The organism is Sphingobacterium sp. 1.A.5, from assembly GCF_002734235.1.
GTDB lineage: Bacteria > Bacteroidota > Bacteroidia > Sphingobacteriales > Sphingobacteriaceae > Sphingobacterium > Sphingobacterium daejeonense.
Window position 1 is genome coordinate 179,669 of record NZ_PEBA01000001.1, and the last position, 18,472, is coordinate 198,140.

At 38.0% G+C, this 18,472-nt stretch carries 15 protein-coding genes and 1 tRNA gene; 9 read left to right on the plus strand and 7 right to left on the minus strand.

Going from position 1 to position 18,472, the window contains the following annotated elements:
* Window positions 1–102 precede the first annotated feature (102 nt).
* From CRT24_RS00845 to CRT24_RS00855, 3 genes are all read left to right on the plus strand, one after another.
* Complete coding sequence (locus CRT24_RS00845; protein ID WP_099369364.1) at window positions 103–1,650, plus strand: NAD(P)/FAD-dependent oxidoreductase; 1,548 nt, start codon at window positions 103–105, stop codon at window positions 1,648–1,650.
* Between the two features lie 78 nt (window positions 1,651–1,728).
* Window positions 1,729–1,801 (plus strand) — tRNA-Gly (locus CRT24_RS00850).
* 46 nt (window positions 1,802–1,847) lie between these two features.
* The gene (locus tag CRT24_RS00855; RefSeq protein WP_099369365.1) at window positions 1,848–2,279 is read left to right on the plus strand and encodes a PH domain-containing protein; all 432 of its coding nucleotides are present in this window, start codon (window positions 1,848–1,850) and stop codon (window positions 2,277–2,279) included.
* Here CRT24_RS00855 and CRT24_RS00860 read toward each other — a convergent pair.
* The 4 genes from CRT24_RS00860 to sufB form a co-directional block, all read right to left on the minus strand.
* Complete coding sequence (locus CRT24_RS00860) at window positions 2,276–3,517, minus strand: MFS transporter (protein WP_099369366.1); 1,242 nt, start codon at window positions 3,515–3,517, stop codon at window positions 2,276–2,278. The two genes, CRT24_RS00855 and CRT24_RS00860, sit on opposite strands and share 4 nt — an antisense overlap.
* A gap of 232 nt (window positions 3,518–3,749) precedes the next feature.
* The gene (gene sufD, locus CRT24_RS00865) at window positions 3,750–5,057 is read right to left on the minus strand and encodes a Fe-S cluster assembly protein SufD (RefSeq protein ID WP_099369505.1); all 1,308 of its coding nucleotides are present in this window, start codon (window positions 5,055–5,057) and stop codon (window positions 3,750–3,752) included.
* A 48-nt stretch (window positions 5,058–5,105) separates the two neighbouring features.
* Window positions 5,106–5,864, minus strand: a complete 759-nt coding sequence (gene sufC, locus CRT24_RS00870) for a Fe-S cluster assembly ATPase SufC (RefSeq protein WP_099369367.1) — start codon at window positions 5,862–5,864, stop codon at window positions 5,106–5,108.
* 14 nt (window positions 5,865–5,878) lie between these two features.
* Window positions 5,879–7,330 carry a Fe-S cluster assembly protein SufB gene (sufB, locus tag CRT24_RS00875; RefSeq protein WP_099369368.1) on the minus strand — a complete coding sequence of 484 codons (1,452 nt, stop codon included), beginning with the start codon at window positions 7,328–7,330 and terminating at the stop codon, window positions 5,879–5,881.
* 327 nt (window positions 7,331–7,657) lie between these two features.
* Between sufB and CRT24_RS00880 the strand changes: the two genes are divergently transcribed.
* Window positions 7,658–8,128: an Lrp/AsnC family transcriptional regulator gene (locus tag CRT24_RS00880; RefSeq protein WP_093101265.1), complete on the plus strand. Its 471-nt coding sequence runs from the start codon at window positions 7,658–7,660 to the stop codon at window positions 8,126–8,128.
* A gap of 10 nt (window positions 8,129–8,138) precedes the next feature.
* Entirely contained in the window at window positions 8,139–9,203 is a 1,065-nt protein-coding gene (locus tag CRT24_RS00885) for a DUF6695 family protein (protein ID WP_099369369.1), read from the plus strand.
* Window positions 9,204–9,209: 6 nt separating this feature from the next.
* Here CRT24_RS00885 and ung read toward each other — a convergent pair whose 3' ends face one another.
* Window positions 9,210–9,881, minus strand: coding sequence for a uracil-DNA glycosylase (gene ung, locus CRT24_RS00890; RefSeq protein ID WP_099369370.1), 672 nt, complete (start codon window positions 9,879–9,881; stop codon window positions 9,210–9,212).
* Between the two features lie 96 nt (window positions 9,882–9,977).
* Between ung and CRT24_RS00895 the strand changes: the two genes are divergently transcribed.
* Window positions 9,978–10,517, plus strand: coding sequence for a hypothetical protein (locus tag CRT24_RS00895; protein WP_099369371.1), 540 nt, complete (start codon window positions 9,978–9,980; stop codon window positions 10,515–10,517).
* A 560-nt stretch (window positions 10,518–11,077) separates the two neighbouring features.
* Here the strand turns inward: CRT24_RS00895 and CRT24_RS00900 are convergent.
* Window positions 11,078–12,244, minus strand: a complete 1,167-nt coding sequence (locus CRT24_RS00900) for a dipeptidase (RefSeq protein ID WP_099369372.1) — start codon at window positions 12,242–12,244, stop codon at window positions 11,078–11,080.
* Window positions 12,244–13,974: a serine hydrolase gene (locus CRT24_RS00905; protein ID WP_099369373.1), complete on the minus strand. Its 1,731-nt coding sequence runs from the start codon at window positions 13,972–13,974 to the stop codon at window positions 12,244–12,246. Before CRT24_RS00905 ends, CRT24_RS00900 begins: the two co-directional genes overlap by 1 nt.
* 88 nt (window positions 13,975–14,062) lie before the next feature.
* On the opposite strand from CRT24_RS00905, the gene xseA reads away from it, so the two are divergent.
* The 3 genes from xseA to CRT24_RS00920 all read left to right on the plus strand — a co-directional run bounded on the left by xseA (window position 14,063) and on the right by CRT24_RS00920 (window position 18,471).
* Complete coding sequence (gene xseA, locus CRT24_RS00910; protein WP_099369374.1) at window positions 14,063–15,334, plus strand: exodeoxyribonuclease VII large subunit; 1,272 nt, start codon at window positions 14,063–14,065, stop codon at window positions 15,332–15,334.
* On the plus strand, window positions 15,324–15,530 hold the full coding sequence (gene xseB / locus CRT24_RS00915; RefSeq protein ID WP_099369375.1) for an exodeoxyribonuclease VII small subunit: 207 nt from the start codon (window positions 15,324–15,326) through the stop codon (window positions 15,528–15,530). Before xseA ends, xseB begins: the two co-directional genes overlap by 11 nt.
* Before the next feature lie 178 nt (window positions 15,531–15,708).
* Window positions 15,709–18,471 (plus strand): carboxypeptidase-like regulatory domain-containing protein, encoded by a 2,763-nt coding sequence (locus CRT24_RS00920; protein WP_144034472.1) that lies wholly within the window; start codon window positions 15,709–15,711, stop codon window positions 18,469–18,471.
* The last annotated feature ends 1 nt before the right edge of the window (window position 18,472 follow it).

Below are 18,472 nucleotides of genomic sequence, written 5' to 3' on the forward strand. Positions count from 1 at the left end.
AAAAAGCAATATCAAATGACATACCAATACACGCAAAAAACGAAATTCTGTCAGTTTTTGGTATCTTTGCATTGCTTTTTGGGATAAAACCCCAACATCATTATGCAAAAAGAAATTGAAATCGCCTTAAGTCCCGACTTTGTACAGGACGAAAAACGTATCCTTGCTGAAGGATCTAAAAAACTTAGAGTACATCCCAATAGAATCAACGGGTTCCACATCAGGAAACGATCAATTGACGCTCGTGGAAAGCAGGTCTTGTTTAGAATGAGAGTGGTCTTTTTTATCGATGAGCCTGTTCAAGCTCCCCATTACCATACGAAACTTAAAAATGTAAAGGATGCAAAACCTGTTATCATAATAGGGGCCGGCCCTGCAGGCTTGTTTGCAGCTTACAGATGCCTAGAAGTAGGTTTAAAACCTATCGTGATCGAAAGGGGGAAAAAAGTACAGGATAGAAGAAGAGACCTGGCAAAAATCAATCGAGAAGGATTTGTCAATCCTGAATCTAATTATTGCTTTGGTGAAGGGGGAGCTGGAACATATTCGGATGGTAAACTATATACCCGTTCAAATAAACGGGGTGATGTGCAGCAGGTACTTTCCATATTCGTCGAACATGGTGCTACTGAAGATATATTGGTCGACGCGAGACCGCATATCGGAACTAATAAATTACCACATATCATCGAAAGTATCCGTGAAAGAATAATTGAAATGGGGGGTGAAGTCCATTTTGATTGTAAGGTGATCGATATTATCGAACAATTTGGTAAAGTGCAAGGTGTAAGGACTGAAAACGCAGGTATTATTAATGCTGATCATGTAATAGTCGCTACAGGACATTCTGCTAGAGATATATTTGAACTGTTCCGCTCCAAGAACTGGCTTTTGGAAGCAAAACCCTTTGCCTTGGGAGTGCGTATTGAACACCCTCAATCCGTCATTGACTCAGCACAATACCATTGCAGCATCCGTCCGGAAAACTTGCCACCAGCTTATTATAGCCTGGTAGAACAGGTGGATGGAAGAGGAGTTTTTTCATTCTGTATGTGTCCCGGTGGAATTATTGCACCTTGCGCAACAGATCAAAACGAAATTGTAGTAAACGGATGGTCTCCATCTAAAAGAAATAATCCTCATGCCAATTCTGGAACGGTGATCCAGATAAATCTTGAAGATGTCGTAGGTGCTGACCAAGATCCTTTCGCATTGTTGGAATTTCAAAGACAGATAGAACAGAAGGCATTTGAACTTGGCGGAGGTAACTTAGTTGCTCCAGCACAAAGAATGGAAGATTTTGTCAATAACAGAGTGTCGATAGACTTACCCGAGAATTCTTATAAGCCTGGAACCCGTTCTGTAGACTTGAGAGAAGTTTTGCCAAAATTCGTGTATTCGGCACTGCAAGGTGCTTTGCCTGTATTTGGAAAGAAGATGAAAGGATATTATAGCAATGAAGCTATCTTAGTCGGGGTAGAATCGAGGACATCATCCCCTGTTCGGATTCCAAGAGATAAGGAGACTCTGCAACACCCGCAAGTGACTGGTTTATATCCATGTGCAGAAGGAGCAGGTTATGCTGGAGGGATAGTTTCGGCAGCAATAGACGGTATGAATTGTGTAGATGCGATCAAAGCAACTCTATAAGATTGTAAATATTTGCAAAAATATCACCCTTGATATTGACAGGAAGCAAGTATTATTGTATTTTTGTACCACTTTCAAGCGAAAGTAGCTCAGTTGGTAGAGCACAACCTTGCCAAGGTTGGGGTCGCGAGTTCGAATCTCGTCTTTCGCTCAAAAAAAAAGCTTCCAAATATTGGAAGCTTTTTTTATTTTAGAATATGCCAAATTATAAGTCTAGATGGGACAACTATAATTTCTTTTTTGCTTACGGAATACTTATCCCAGTATTTTTGGTCATGCTCATTTTTAGCGATGCAACAGCCAAAGAATGGCTTATGGTAATGTTCTCATTGCTTGGTGGAATAACAGTTCTTTTGTTAATCATTTACTTCACAACATCTTATAAAATTGATGGCCAATATTTAAGGTATAGTAGCTTTATTTTTTTCGGTAAAATAAAGATTAAAAATATCAATAAACTAGAGGTGGGTAAAACCATGTATGTAGGAATGAAACCTGCATTTGCAAGGCATGGAATTATTGTTAGATATAATAAATACGATGAGATTTATATTTCACCACCTGATAACAATGAATTTGTAGAAGAATTACTGAAGATTAACCCTGAAATCGAGGTTGTAAGAGCTTAATTCTCCTCATCCATTAGAACTTGTTCTTTCAAGCCCAACTTCATTAAACTCGGCGTCATAAATGAAACTACACCTAAAACAATACACAACAGTCCTGCGATAATAAATGCATTAGCTACTCCGATATGATCCGCAATATTTCCAGCAAACAATAAACCGATCAAACTTGGAATAATTGCAAAACTAAAATATAATGAGAATACTCTACCCAACATATCTGCTGCAATTTCTTCTTGTATAATAGTCATGAAGACGGCATTGAATATCGACATGGAAGCCCCACCAAAACCCGTCAAAACAACAAAAAGAATAAATGATGCTGGTGGTAGAATTCCTGATAAAACGAAGGTCAATCCAAGAACAATGTGCATAACATTGATCAGGAGAATTTTTCGGAAAGACACCTTGAATGCACTTAATGCCGATCCTCCAACTAGCATTCCAACACCCCAGACTACTTCGATAATGCTCATTTCTAACTTGTCTCCACCAAAGTGACCTATGGTCATTAAAGGAAACATAATGGCGACTGGTAATACACCCATCATTGCTAGGATAGAGTAAAGGAACATCCTATTCAACCCTTTGTTTTGATGAATTGCCAGAAATCCTAATTTCAAATCTCGCCATACCTGCCTTATAGTTGCCAAGCTCTCAGGTTTAATATAAGGAATACTGATAAACATCAAACTAACAATAGCAAAGGCAGCGCCTATTATATCTAGATATAATACCTGGTGTATCGGAAGGGCAGCAATAGCCAAAGCACCTAATGCAGGACCTGCAATAGCACTTACTGAATGTAAGATCTGATTGACCCCTGATACCCGAAGCAATTGGTCTTGTGGAACAATCAATGGAGCTACTGCCTGAAGAGCAGGTTGGTGGAATGCTGAACCTATTGAACGACAAGCCATCAATAGATACATCAAATTTAATTGTACTTGACCATCACGCAAGGCGAAGGTCATTAACAATGTACAAGTCGCGATAAAGGCATCCGCATAAATCATAACCTTCTTCTTGTCCCATCGATCGATATATACTCCAGCAAATGGACCAATAATAGCTTGAGGCAGTAATGCAGCAATAGCTGCAACCGCCAGAACCTCAGCAGACTTGAATTCTAAACTTAACCAAATAATAACCGCAAAGTTTACGGCTGAGCTACTTATCAAAGAGACAAATTGCCCTATCCATATATAAATATAGGTCTTAAACCAATGGTTCTTTTCCATGAAATAAATATTGAATGATTAAAAATACAGACAGCCAAATATTCGACTGAACATCTTTGAGTTTTGAATGCTTAAAGCTAACTCAATAGAGCAAGGGGCTCTTGATTAATGCTGTATATTGGTAAGTGCTCATAAAGCAAATATAATCCAATTACTTGAAATCCAAATGCATTAAATAAAAAAAGCGTTTTAACTTTCGCCAAAACGCTTTTATACTAAAACTACACTACTATTATTTTCTTTCTAATCCTTTCGCTACCAATTCCTCCACATAGTTTCTAACATTTTCGTCAGAGAACCTCGAAGTCACATCGAAAGCAAAAGCGTGCACCAATAAAATGCGTGCACTTTCTTCACCGATACCACGAGCACGAAGATAGAACAATGCATCGTTGTCAAATTGACCCATGGTACATCCATGTGAACATTTAACGTCGTCAGCAAAAATCTCTAACTGCGGCTTAGTATAGATGGTTGATTTATCACCAATCAACATATTGTTGTTTTGTTGAAATGCATTTGTTTTTTGAGCATCCTCGCGAACGAAAATCTTACCGTTAAATACTGCAGTAGATTCGTCTTGCGGAATGTTCTTGTACCATTCATAAGATTCACAATGTGGTTTCATGTGATCTACGACCGTATGGTTGTCCACAAATTGTTTGTCTGCCAATAAATTGATGCCATAAAGATGGGACTCAACTTCTTCAGCATCCAAGCGTACATTTAAATCATTGCGAACAAATGCAACACCTGGGAAATTACAATTGTAGTTGTTGTATAAACTGTGCTTCGTTTGATAAACTTCAGTATGGTTGATATAGTGACTATTATTGGATGCTAATTGCAAGTAATAATGTTGCAATTTCGCATTCTCTTCAACCACAATCTCAGTAACCTTGTTGTTCAAGTTGAAAGCGGCACCATCCAAGGTGATAAAAGATTCGATGATCTCTGCTTCTGCATTTTGCTCAAGGATATACAAATTACGCGTTTGGGCAAAGAAATCTTGATTTCCAGTTGCCACATGCACGATCTGAATAGGCTTGCTAACTACTTTATTCCTGTTTACTTGCAAGAAAATCCCTGAAGTATGGAATGCCGTGTTCAGTGCAACCGTTGTGCTTTCAGTTTTGTCAGCATGTTTTGCAAAATGCTGTTGGAACTTCGGTTCATGTTGTGCCTCTTCAATAGGTTTAACAATCAAACCTATCTCATCCTCAAGAGATGAAAAAGCCAATACATATTGACCATTGATCAACACGATGCGGTGAGCATCTAATCCTGGGATATCTGCTGCACTAAGATCTAAATCTGAAACATCAACATCCTCATTTAATAAGTAGTTTCTGTTTACCAATCCATGGATATTCGTATATTTCCAATCCTCATTCTTCACTGTTGGAAAACCAAGATCATGAAAGCGTGTGAAAGCCTCCTCGCGAAGAGCCTTAACCGCAGACGTATCATTGCTTGTTTCCAATTCCTGAAATGTTGATGTCAACTGTTGGAATAAGGAGTTTGCTACTAGTGTACTCATGTTATTTGTTGTCAATCCGCTCATTACCTCGTTTCTTAATACAACTGATTAGGCGTTTTGCGTATCTAATTCTTTTAACCAGTCGTAACCTTTTTCTTCTAATTCTAATGCCAATTCTTTTGTGCCCGATTTTACAATGCGACCATTGTGCAATACGTGTACAAAATCTGGGACGATATAATCCAACAAACGTTGGTAGTGTGTAATGACGATAAATGCATTGTCTTTGGAACGCAATTGGTTTACACCATTAGCTACAATCCTTAATGCATCGATGTCCAAACCTGAATCTGTTTCATCCAAAATCGATAATTTTGGATTTAACATCGCCAATTGGAAAATCTCATTACGTTTTTTCTCGCCTCCTGAGAATCCTTCGTTCAAAGAACGGTTAGCCAAGTTTGCTGAAAACTCAACCAATTGTTGCTTTTCCTTAACCATCTTCAAGAAGTCTTTTGCTTCCATCGGTGGCAATCCCTTATATTCACGGATATCGTTGACCGCAGTCTTCAAGAAGTTGATGTTAGAGACCCCAGGGATTTCAACAGGATATTGAAATGCTAAGAACAATCCCTCACGAGCACGATCCTCTGGTGATAATTCCAATAGATCAACACCATCTAGAAAAGCTTCCCCTTCAGTAACTTCGTAAGAGTCACGTCCGGCCAAAACATTTCCTAAAGTGCTCTTTCCAGCACCGTTAGGGCCCATGATCGCATGAACTTCTCCGGCTTTAACTTCTAAATTCAGTCCCTTTAATATTTGTTTGTCGTCAATCGACGCATGCAAATTCTTAATGCTTAACATATTCTATCTTATTTCTATCCTACCGACCCTTCTAAGGAGATCGCTAATAATTTCTGTGCCTCAACGGCAAATTCCATTGGTAATTGATTCAATACTTCTTTAGCATAACCATTCACGATAAGACCAACAGCTTTCTCCGAATCAATACCACGTTGATTTAAATAGAAAACTTGATCCTCGCCGATTTTTGATGTGGTCGCTTCGTGCTCTAGAGTAGCAGTTTTGTTCTTGCTCTCGATATATGGGAATGTGTGGGCTCCACAGCGGTCTCCAATCAATAAACTGTCACATTGTGTGAAGTTTCTTGAATTGTCCGCGTTAGGACCAATTCTCACCAATCCTCTGTAACTATTGTGACTGTGTCCAGCAGAGATACCTTTAGAAATAATCTTCGAACGAGTATTCTTTCCTAAGTGAATCATTTTTGTTCCTGTATCTGCTAATTGCTTGTTCCTAGTCATTGCAACTGAATAGAACTCACCTACGGAATGGTCACCCTTAAGGATAACGCCTGGATACTTCCATGTAATAGCAGAACCTGTTTCAACCTGAGTCCATGAAATTTTAGAATGGTCCCCTTTACAGATACCACGTTTCGTCACAAAGTTGTAGATACCGCCTTTTCCGTCTTTGTCACCAGGATACCAGTTCTGAACAGTCGAATACTTAATCTCTGCATTGCGCATAGCAATTAATTCAACAACCGCAGCATGCAATTGGTTCTCATCACGCATTGGAGCTGTACAGCCCTCTAAGTATGAAACATATGAATCGTCATCCGCAATGATCAAGGTGCGCTCAAACTGACCCGTATTCTGAGCATTGATACGAAAATAGGTCGATAGTTCCATCGGGCAACGAACACCCTTTGGAATATAAACAAATGAACCATCTGAAAATACCGCAGAATTCAATGCCGCATAGATGTTATCTGTTTGGGGAACAACAGTTCCTAAATATTGTTTAACTAATTCTGGATGCTCTTGAACAGCCTCGCCAAACGAACAGAAAATTACTCCTTGTTCTTTCAGCTTTTCCCTAAAGGTAGTTTTAACCGATACGGAATCAAATACTGCATCAACAGCTACTACACCCGCAAGAATCTTTTGCTCATCCAATGGAATGCCTAACTTTTCAAAAGTTGACAATAACTCCGGATCAACCTCGTCTAAACTCTCCAATTGCTTCTTTGGCTTCGGAGCTGCATAGTAAGATAAATCTTGAAAATCAACTTCTGGGTTCTTGAAGTTCTGCCATGTAGGCATGCTCATCTTCAAGAAATGTTGATAGGCCTTCAAACGCCACTCCAATAACCATTCCGGCTCGTTTTTCTTCTGAGAAATCAATCGGATAGTATCTTCGTTAAGCCCTTTTGGCGCAATTTCCATCTCGATGTCGGTCGTAAAACCGTACTTATATTCTTCGAGCTCTAACTCTTTTAATAAATCGTCGTCTTTGGTGCTCATATCTCTTTCACTTTAAAAATGGGTAAGCGCCCACTAGTTTTGAATTGCAAAGTTACGACTAAAAAAGCATAAAATAGCCTGTTTTGTGTTCTTCTTACACCCCATATCATAAAAAAAATGATAAAAGTCATTTCTCTCGCATTTCAAGCTATTTAGAATCGTTATATTATGACAATAGAATGATTGATATAAATAAAATCAATTGATAATGTTTCTTAAAATCAATTGTAACTATATAATACCCCGCCAACAAATTGGAAATACATTTTGCATTAAACCAAATAAAATTTTGTATATTTATCGTTCTTTAATTTTATTTAAATGCCTATGTCTTACCAACCAGATAAAACGGACTTAAAAATCTTGAAGTTGCTTCAGGAAAACGGACGTATCACGAATTTGCAATTGGCGACCAATATTGGACTATCGCCCGCTCCCACTTTGGAACGCGTCCGCAAGCTCGAAAATTCTGGTTTCATCAAAAGTTATCACGCTTTTGTAGATGAAGAAAAATTAGGACTGGGAATTAAATCTTTTATACAAATCTCACTAGACTTTCATACGCATAACGCAATCCCAGAATTTGTCGAAGCTGTACGTGCAATACCGGAAGTTACGGAATGTCATCACGTAACGGGAAACTGCGACTTTATGTTGAAAGTATATGTCAAAGATATTAAGGCATATGAAGCCGTAATCATGGAAAAAATCTCAAAAATACCTTTTGTCAAAACTTTCCAGACGATGATGATTATGTCAACAAGTAAAAAGGAACCAATTGTACCGCTAGAGTATTAATCTTTTTAGAATGTCATATCAAGATTCTGCAATCATATTGACATGGCCAGATGCCACCATACGTGGAGATGAAAAATGGATGATGTTTTTCAAAAAAATCGGTATTGTCAAAAACCTGAACTTTAAGGTAGGTCACACCGGAGTCGTTTTGGTAAATCACCGAAACGGAGAAATGTTCTTTTATGACTTTGGAAGATATATTACTCCCAGAGGATACGGCAGAGCAAGGTCAAAAGACTCAGACCCCATGCTCGAAATTAAAGTCAAAGCAAAAATCGAAAATTCCGAAATCCAAAATATCGAAGAAATCGTCAAGCACTTTGAAACATTGAAGTCTGCAATGTATGGTGAAGGTAGATTGTTCTTCAGCATAGCAAAAAACATAAACTTTGATATCGCAAAAGAATATGGCGACCAATGTGTACAAGAAGGAACATTCCCTTATGGTGCAGTAGCAAAAAACAACAATAATTGCTCCCGATTTATTACAAGAATGTTGATGAAATCCTCGCCGAAGTATCACTATTGGCATGGAATTAACTTTCCGGAAACAATTAAAGCAAGCCCCATCAGCAATATTGTTAACGTATGCAATAGCAGAATGGTCAGTAGCTATACCCCACAAGAAGGATTGAAAACCTTCAAAATGAACCGATGGAAATCATTCTTTTTCCTGGTTAAACAATTGGGTGATAACGTATTCAGGAATAAAGCTAGTCTGCTGCCTAATGATATTATAATCGGTGCAGTAAACTTTGGGTCTAAACCAATATCTGTCCCTAAGCATGCTAAATACTTAGGCGGTGTAGGTGATGGAGCTTGGTATTACCTTAACGAAAGACCTGACAACCACATTGAAATCAGTCGTTATTCAACACAGGGAAATCTCGAGTATGTAGTGTTGGGTGAAGCTGTTCAGCCAATAGATTTTCATGCAGATTGGGAAATAACATACGATAGCCATATGATGTTTACTCATATCATCCAAAATGACCAGAAGATAAAGATCAATCACATCGAAATCTTATCAACTGAAGATTACAAGTATAAAAACTTAATCGAGCGGTACGCTTAGATTACACTATACCTGCCAGTCAATCGGCAGTTTATTATGATATCTCAAATATTCGTTTGCTTTCGAGAAATGAGCACAGCCGAAAAACCCACGATACACGGATAGGGGTGAAGGATGGACTGCCGTTAAAATAAGATGCTTTTTGCTGTCTATCAGAGCCGATTTCTTGATTGCATAACTTCCCCAAAGTAAGAAAACAACATTTTCTGCTTGGTCTGAAATGGATTTTATAATCTCATCGGTAAAAAATTCCCAACCTTTCTTTTGGTGAGAACCAGCTTCATGTGCCCTAACAGTAAGCGTGGCGTTCAGCAATAAGACACCTTGTTCTGCCCATTTGCTAAGATTACCATGATTAGGGTATTTGAACCCCGGGATATCCGTAACCAATTCAGTATAAATATTTCTCAAGCTTGGTGGAATTGCAATCCCAGCAGGAACAGAAAACGATAGACCATGCGCCTGACCATCATTATGATAAGGATCCTGACCCAAAATTACAACCTTCAGGTTGTTCAACGGAGTCAGCCGAAAAGCATTGAAAACCAAGTCTGCCGACGGAAAAACCTGATGTAAACTCCGCTCGTTCCTCACAAATTCTGAGAGCTCCTGTAGTTTTGAAGTCTGAAATAATGGTTTTATAATAGAATCCCAAGATGAATCGAAACGTTCTGACATAGCTTTTGATAAAATTTTACATTATTTTGCTGTAAACAAGTTGTATACTACAGCAATTTAACGGATATTTGCAAACTTACAGTATTAAGCATAATTATGTCAAATATAGTTCGCATTATAATTTGTAGTTTATTGGTAATCGGAACAGTTGCTTTGTTCTGGATTGGACAATGGGGCTGGGGGATTTTAGCAATCCTGATTACGATTTTGGCTTGGGTGACCGTTTTCTTCAACGAGAAAATGTTGATCGCACAATGGTTCCTCCGTAAAGAACGTATGGATAAAGCCGAAGTATGGTTGAACAAAATCAAAAACTACGAAAAAGAATTAATCAATGCACAGCACGGTTATTACCATATGCTGTTAGGATTGATCGAATCCCAAAGAGCACCGTTACAATCAGAAAAATATTTCAAAAAAGCCCTAACCATGGGTCTACATATGGACCATAATGTCGCTTTGGCGAAATTATCCCTTGCAGGAATCGCAATGGCAAAACGTAATAAACGCGAAGCTGAAAAACTCCTGGCAGAAGCTAAAAAAGCTGATAAAAACAAACTCCTTGAAGAGCAAATCAAAATGATGAAAGCTCAAATGGGAATGATGGATAAACAACAATTTAGGTATTCTAGATAGACAATAGACAATAGACACTAGACATAAGACATTAGAAATTGCATAGTTTCGAGAAAGGTCAGGAGGAAATCCTGACCTTTTTTATTTTTACAGCAAGCCGAGGCGGGTGTGGACACCAACCACGGCAGAACAAGACCATACACCCCAAAAACCCTATCGGGCAATGTCATTAAGTAAAAAAAAATAAGGCAATTGACATATTTTCAGTGGCAGGTGGGGACACCTGCCACGGCGAGAACAAGGCAATACTTCTCAAAAACCCCATCGGGGTTAAGTGCCATAGGCATGAAATATATCTTAAATGCCGTAGGCATGTAATATCTATAGCATGAATATCGCCTCATTAACCAACGCCGTAGGTGTGGCATGTTTGTTTAAATTCGCCGAGCCAACCCCAGTGGGTTGTAACTATTATAGTTTTTTGGGCCGCCGCGACTTTTTTAAATAGCCGTATCCGCAATTGATGGTTGGTGGGGACACCAACCATGGCAGGAAAAATGATCGCTTTCCACTATCTCAAATCTCAAATCTCACATCTCATATCCGGCATCGCCTACTGTCTATTCCCCCTCATTCTCCCTTAAAAGCCTCAAGAAATTCTGCCCCATTATTTTGGCTACATCTTCTTCACTATATCCTCTTTCCAGCAACGCTTTGGTCAATACCGGAAACTTAGAAACATCTTCCAACCCTTGAGGTGGAGACTCGATACCATCGAAATCAGAACCAATAGCAACATGGTCTATCCCAACTTTTTTAACTAAATAATCAATATGTTCCAAAACTTTCTCAAAAGGGGCATTTGCCAAGTGTTTCTGCTTTGCGGAAAGAGCGGAATACATTTTTCCAATAGAATATTTCCTGTTGACGCTGTCTTTTTTATGAGATTTAAAATATAGGTCTCGAACCCGCTTTACGTATTTGGAATCCAAAAATTCTGAATAAAAATTGACGCCTATAACCCCTCCATTCTTCTTCAAGGCTTCCAACTGAGCATCCTTGAGGTTGCGATAGTGTGGAGTCAAAGCCGCAGCATTGCTATGGGATAGCAAAACTGGTTTCGTCGTTATGCTCAACACATCATAGAAAGTTTGCTCGCCAGCATGTGAAAGGTCTACCATCATGCCCAATTCATTCATCTTACGGATAATATTTTTCCCTTGCTCTGTCAGCCCTTTCCCTTTGCTTCCTTTTGTCTTAACCTCCTCAGCAGCCGCAGTGACCCACGGAAGGTTATAGTTCCAAGTCAAGGTCAGGTATCTAGCCCCACGATTATACAAGGCTTCTAAGTTGGCTTCACTGCCCTCGATCATATTTCCACCTTCAATACCAATTAAAGCAGCTATCTTACCAACTTCAATAATCCTTTGAATATCCGAGGAATTCTTGGCCAGCTCAATTTTCTCGGGATTCTTGGAAATGACCTTTTCCAATGCGTCAATCTGATCGTTGGCATGTTTAAATGCATTCTTTTTCCACTTCTTATCATCCGACCAAACAGCAAATACTTGAACATCCACTCCTCCTTCTTTCAATCTAGGTAGATCTGTATGATCGCTTTTTAACCGCTTGCTGATGTCTTTCCCAGGAAGAATGCTCGTTATAATAACATCATTATGACCATCTACAACGATCAAATCCTCATGGATCTTTTTATAATCGGTTTGAGCCATGCTTTTTAAAGCAATTCCTCCTAATAGGAATGAAAGTATGAGTAGCTTTTTCATTATTTAGCGTTAAAGATAGTCTCATAAATAACGTCTTGAATCCTGCTCCTGACATTCAAGTCGTAGATTTTGGTGGATACTTGCGGATGGACTCTGTTGGAAAGGAATATATAGATAAATTGATTGCTAGGATCTACCCATATACATGTTCCTGTATACCCAGTATGTCCATATACAGATGAATTCGCTAGTTTCGAAGGGTAATCAGCACCTTTTTTGGGATCAAATCTGTCAAATCCCAAGCCACGGCGACTTGTTTTAGATTGTTTTGATGTAAATAAATCGATTGTCTCAGGTCTGAAATATCGAACACCACCATATTCACCTCTATTCAACAATAACTGACCATAAATAGCCAAATCATTGGCCGAGGCAAATAGTCCAGCATGTCCTGCAACTCCACCAGCCATAGCAGCACCTTCATCATGGACATAACCCTGCAATAATACTTTTCTAAAGGCGGTGTCTTGTTGAGTAGGAACTATTTGATTTTTATTGAAACGGTCCCTAGGTAAGTAGCCCGCAGTTTTCATCCCAATAGGCTGATACAGAATTTCCTGAACATAATCTTGCATAGGAGTAGATGTCTCATGTTCTGAAACCTCCTTCATAACATACATACTGATGTCTGAATATACATAGTTGCCGATAGGCTTCACTGTTGAATTCAACATCTCTGGCCACATTACATCCCTATAATAATTGTTTTTCAGATAGGCATTGTCAGCAACCTTTACCTGATGGGTTGCTGAGGCTGTTGTTTGGAGATCTCCAGGTTTTAAATTCTTATAAAAAGGAATAAATGGAGTAAATCCCGCCTCATGCAACAAAACTGTCCTTAAAGTGATATTGGCTTTGTTGCTGTTTTTTGCTTGCCATAGATAATGACCCATCGTACTGTCTAGGTGGATGATATTATTTTCCTGCAGATGCATGACAACAGGCGTCGTCCCAGCTATCTTGCTGATTGAAGCAAGATCGTAGATGTCATAAATGCTATTGGCTTGTTTTTTATCATAGGTGTGGCTACCGTATGCCTTTTCAAAAATTACCTGTCCGTCCTTAATGGCCATGACCATCATACCTGGAGCAGCAAGTTGTTCAATAGCATCTTTGGCAATTGCGTCAATTTGATTGGTCATTTTCCCAATATCAAGCCCTGATTGTTTCCCTTTCGTATATTGCAATCGTGTCTGTGTAGTCTTGTTAGAACCAGAAGTAATGCCTAAACCACCGAAAATAGACATAGCAGCATTGGCTTGTGCCTCCTCGTTTAAATCTGGAGAGGTCAAAATACTCGCAAATCTCCCTAAATTTGCAGCTGATAAGCCAATATTAACGTAATTTATATCATTGCCGAATTTACAGAGAATCACATCTTTTCGGTTGACAGCAGATTGTAATACCATCGCTAAATGATCAGGTCTGAGTTCCTCAACAGTACCGGCAACAATAATGGTATTATAATACTTGGTATGTTCATCGTATTGCTCAAATCCAAAATTCTTGACCTCAGCATAACGTTGTAACTGCTGAATAAAAGGAGCATATTTTACACTGTCGGAGGTAATTACAGCGATTCTACGAGCATCTAATCTAGTGAATGGAATAATATTGCGGTTGTTGTTTAATAGTACAGTTTCATTTTGAATGACTTGTTTGTACTGTGCCTGCGCATAAGATAAGCCAATAGCTAGAAAAATACCTAGTAGATTGAGAAAACGAATCATAATTGTTTAAGGGTTTCTTAATGTAAATGTACAAATAAAACGCACAAACACGCATGGCAAGCGTGTAATAATTCTGTATATTTGGTTTATGCCAGAATTAGTGGATAACAAAACTGTATTTACCTTATTGGAGGTGTCGAGAAGCATTCAAAAGACGATTGCAGACCGATATAAAAGCCTTTATTGGATAAAAGCAGAAATGAATAAACTCAACCATTATTCCCACTCCGGTCATTGTTATCCCGAATTATTAGAAAAAAAAGAAGGTAAGGTCGTGGCTGAAATGCGCTCCATCCTTTGGAAAATGGACTATCAGCGCATAAACAAGCAATTTAAAGAGGTTTTAGGAGAACCACTGCGCGAAGGTATCACCATGCTCTTTCAGGCAGGGATATCCTATGACCCTTTATATGGCTTCAGCCTGAAAATCGTTGACATTGATCCCACATTCGTTTTGGGTGAGTTGGAAAAGGAAAAAAAGGAAAGCATCAAAAATCTCCAAGAGGAAGGAATATTTGATGCCAACAGAAGATTGCCTTTTCCGTTGATTCCAAAAAGGCTAGCAATAATTTCAGTTGAAACAAGTAAAGGACTGTCTGACTTCTTTAAAATTATAGATGGTAACCCCTGGGGATACAAAATAGAATATACCCTCTTTCCAGCACTATTACAAGGTGATAAATCCATCAGTTCTATAATCAAGCAATTGGAAGTAATTGCAGATAGATTGGAGAATTTTGATACCGTTGCCATAATTCGAGGTGGTGGGGGTGACGTAGGACTGAGTTCATATAATAATTACTTTTTATCCAAGGCGATAGCAATTTTCCCTATCCCTGTTTTAACGGGTATTGGACACTCAACTAATGAGACGGTCAGCGAAATGGTCGCTTACAAAAATGCAATTACTCCAAGTGAATTGGCAGATTTCCTGTTGCAGAAATTCCATAATTTCGCAATTCCAGTCGATCAAGCCCAAGAAAGGATTGTAAGAGCAGTACGTAGAACATTTGATGATGAAAGCGCAAAATTAAAGCATATCATCTCAGCAATCTCTTGGAACAGTAAAACAAGGTTGCTCAAAGACAAGTCCCTAATCAATAACCTACAAAATCACCTGATCCGCCATAGTAGACAAAAAATTAAAGAAAATCAATCGCAATTACAACATATTGAGCGTATACTAGGAATTGTAAACCCAATTCATATCCTCAAAAGAGGATTCAGTATTGTAAGAATAGATGGAAAATCCGTCCATAAATTAGACCAGGTAGAAGTAGGATCCCAATTAGTAATCCAGCTCGAAGACGGTAAACTGATTTCAAAAGTTATACAAAAAGAAGAACAAAATGGAAAATAAATATACCTATAAAGATGCTTTCGAAGAACTACAAAACATCGTTGCTGATATTGAAGATGGTGAAATTGCAGTCGACGAACTAACCGAAAAAATCAATAGAGCATCTGAACTGCTGACAATCTGTAAAGCGAAACTAACAGCTTCCGAAGCCGAAGTAGAAAAACTCCTGCAAAAACTGGAAAAGGAAAATGATTAGAAAGAAGATTTGAGATGTGAGATAGACATAAGACATAAGACAATAGACAGTAGACATACAATAGATAATAGGCTCGGAATCCCTCCTTTTTTCCTAATTACTCAAAAAAAATCATCATTTCGTTAAATAATATTTTTTGCGTTATTTTGCGTAGTTTAGAATTAGTCTTAATTGTCCTTTGTTAAGAAACATCTACATATTATTGTTTTCTGTATTATTTCCCCTTTGCAGCCTTGCTCAGGTTTATACATTATCTGGTTCTATCAAAGACAGTAAGGGCGAACCTATGGCTAATGTTTCTATCGAAGTAAAAGATAACATAAGCTTTAATACCTTTTCTGATGAACGGGGATTATTTGTCATATCAAACCTCCCGAAAGGAACTTATCAACTTCAATTTTCTCATGTAGGACTAAATCCGATTTCTAGAACCTTCCGAATAGAAAGCGATAGAGAAACGCAGATTGTTTTCAGTCAAGATGAAATAAACATTGATGAAGTCCATGTCACGGCAAAGGAATCCAAAAATATCAGTACCAGCTCCATAATCACCAGAGATGCCATGCAGCACCTGCAACCATCAAGTATTGCTGATATACTGGAGTTATTGCCAGGTGGTAGAACTGGAACTCACGCTTTAGATCAGGTGAGGGGAATCAATTTGAGAACCCCAACCAATGCTTCAATGTCTGGTTATTCAACAAATTCTTTAGGAACAATGTTCTCGGTGGATGGAATGAGTCTGAACTCACAGTCCATGATCGACCCTACCCAAGGATTTGGAATTGGTGTGCCTAATAATAATAGAAACACATCAAATATTGGAGTGGATATGCGAACAATCGCAACCGATAACATTCAAAGTGTAGAAATTATACGTGGTATTCCATCTGTTGAATATGGAAATCTAACCAGTGGGGTAGTGTTGATCGAAAGAATAAATGGATATGAACCTTGGTCAGCAAGATTTAAATCCGACGGATACAGCAAGTTGTTCAACTTAGGAAAAGGGTTTGACTTAAATCAGTACAAACTTAATTTTGATGCGGGCTATCTCAACTCACTCAAAAAAGTATCAGATATCTTTAATGGTTACAAACGTATTAACGCTTCCATTCGTGGTGAAAAATTCTGGAACTTAAACCGATATCGATTAATTTGGAGTCATAATGTAGATTTCAATACCACTATTGACAATGAAAGATTTGACCCAGATAATGATTATGCTTTAACAGATCGTTATAATAATTCGGTACAAAGAATTACCGTGGGCAATAGTGTGAAAATATTCTCCTCTAATCCTAAAGGAGCGTTCCGTAATGCTACATTTTCAGTGAATGTCAATCATTCGTCCAATCAAATCGATGTAGACAAGTTAGTGCAGCCACTTGCTGTTAATGTGTTAATGAACTCTTTGATTGCAGGTAGTCATGAAATGTCCTTTCTGTCTTCAAAGTATGTTACGAATATGCAAATTGATAGCCGACCACTTGACGTCAACCTAAAAGCAGTCAGCAATTGGAATGTGAAAGCATTAGTAAAGCATCAAATAAAAGGAGGAATAGAATATTCCTATGCCAAAAACTTGGGAAAAGGTCAGCAATATGATTTAAATAAACCATTGAACATGACCATTACAGCAAGACCGCGCGATTTTAGCAAGATTCCTGCTATGAGCAATTTGGCATTATTTGCTGAAGATAGATTCTTTATCAACTTTGGCAAGGTGTTGTTTGAAAATAATCTGGGTATTAGAGCATTCACACTACTAAATTTAGATAACAGATATCATATCGATGGCAAAATATACCTTGAGCCAAGATATAATGCTAAGCTTCATTTACCCCAAACTAGCCTATTCGGAAAAAATCTAAAGTCAAATATATTCGCAGGCTATGGAATTCAAACTTTGATGCCAAACCAGAATCTATTATACCCTGCATTGCATTATAACGATATTACAGAACTTTCTTTTTACCCAAATAATCCTGAACACAGGCTAGCATGGGGAATGACTAACATATATGACCCAACAAACTTTAATTTAAAGCCTGCAAAAAATTTTAAATGGGAAGTAGGAACACAGTTTGATCTCGAAGGAAATACATTTTCCATCAACTATTTTAATGAGAAAATGAACAATGGATTCAGAGATGTCACCCTGTTCAATCCAATTGCATTTACAAAATATGACGTTAATTCTGTAGACCCATCAACGATAACTGCAAAACCTTCTATCGAAGATTTTACCGGAGAAAATCAAGCCCAATACCATAGTTATACAAAAAATGAGAATGGTAGTCTAACAGAAAAAAATGGTATTGAATATCAATTTACCTCAAGACGGATAAAAGGAATCAATACCAGATTTACAATCAATGGAGCATGGTTGAAAATAAATAATAGAAATATTCAACCCGTATATTCCGTAATAGATCAAAATTTAGTGACCGACGGAAAAGTGAGACAATACATTGCTTCTTATAGAAATGGAAGTTCAGGGGGTACTTATGAATCATTCAACACCAATCTGACGGCGGATTCTTACCTACCGAAATTAGGTTTTAATCTATCTGTTTCTGTACAAAGCTTATGGTATAATTCATCCCAAAGATTGTTTAGAGACGATTTGCCAATTGGTTATTATGATATTGACCAAAATTATCATGAGTATAAAGAAGCTGACCGGTATGATCCAATTCTTAGGAATTTTGACCTTAAAACGGATCCTTATACTTATTATAAATTCACACAACCCATCGATCTACTGGTCAATGTGAAAGCAACAAAAGTTATCAAGGAAAAAATCAGAATAGCCATGTTCGTAAATAGGCTTTTTATTTACAAACCTAATTATACTCAACATGGACACTATTTTATCAGAAGAAATAATGCGGAAGATAACCCCTATTTCGGTATGGAATTAAATATTAAAATATAAA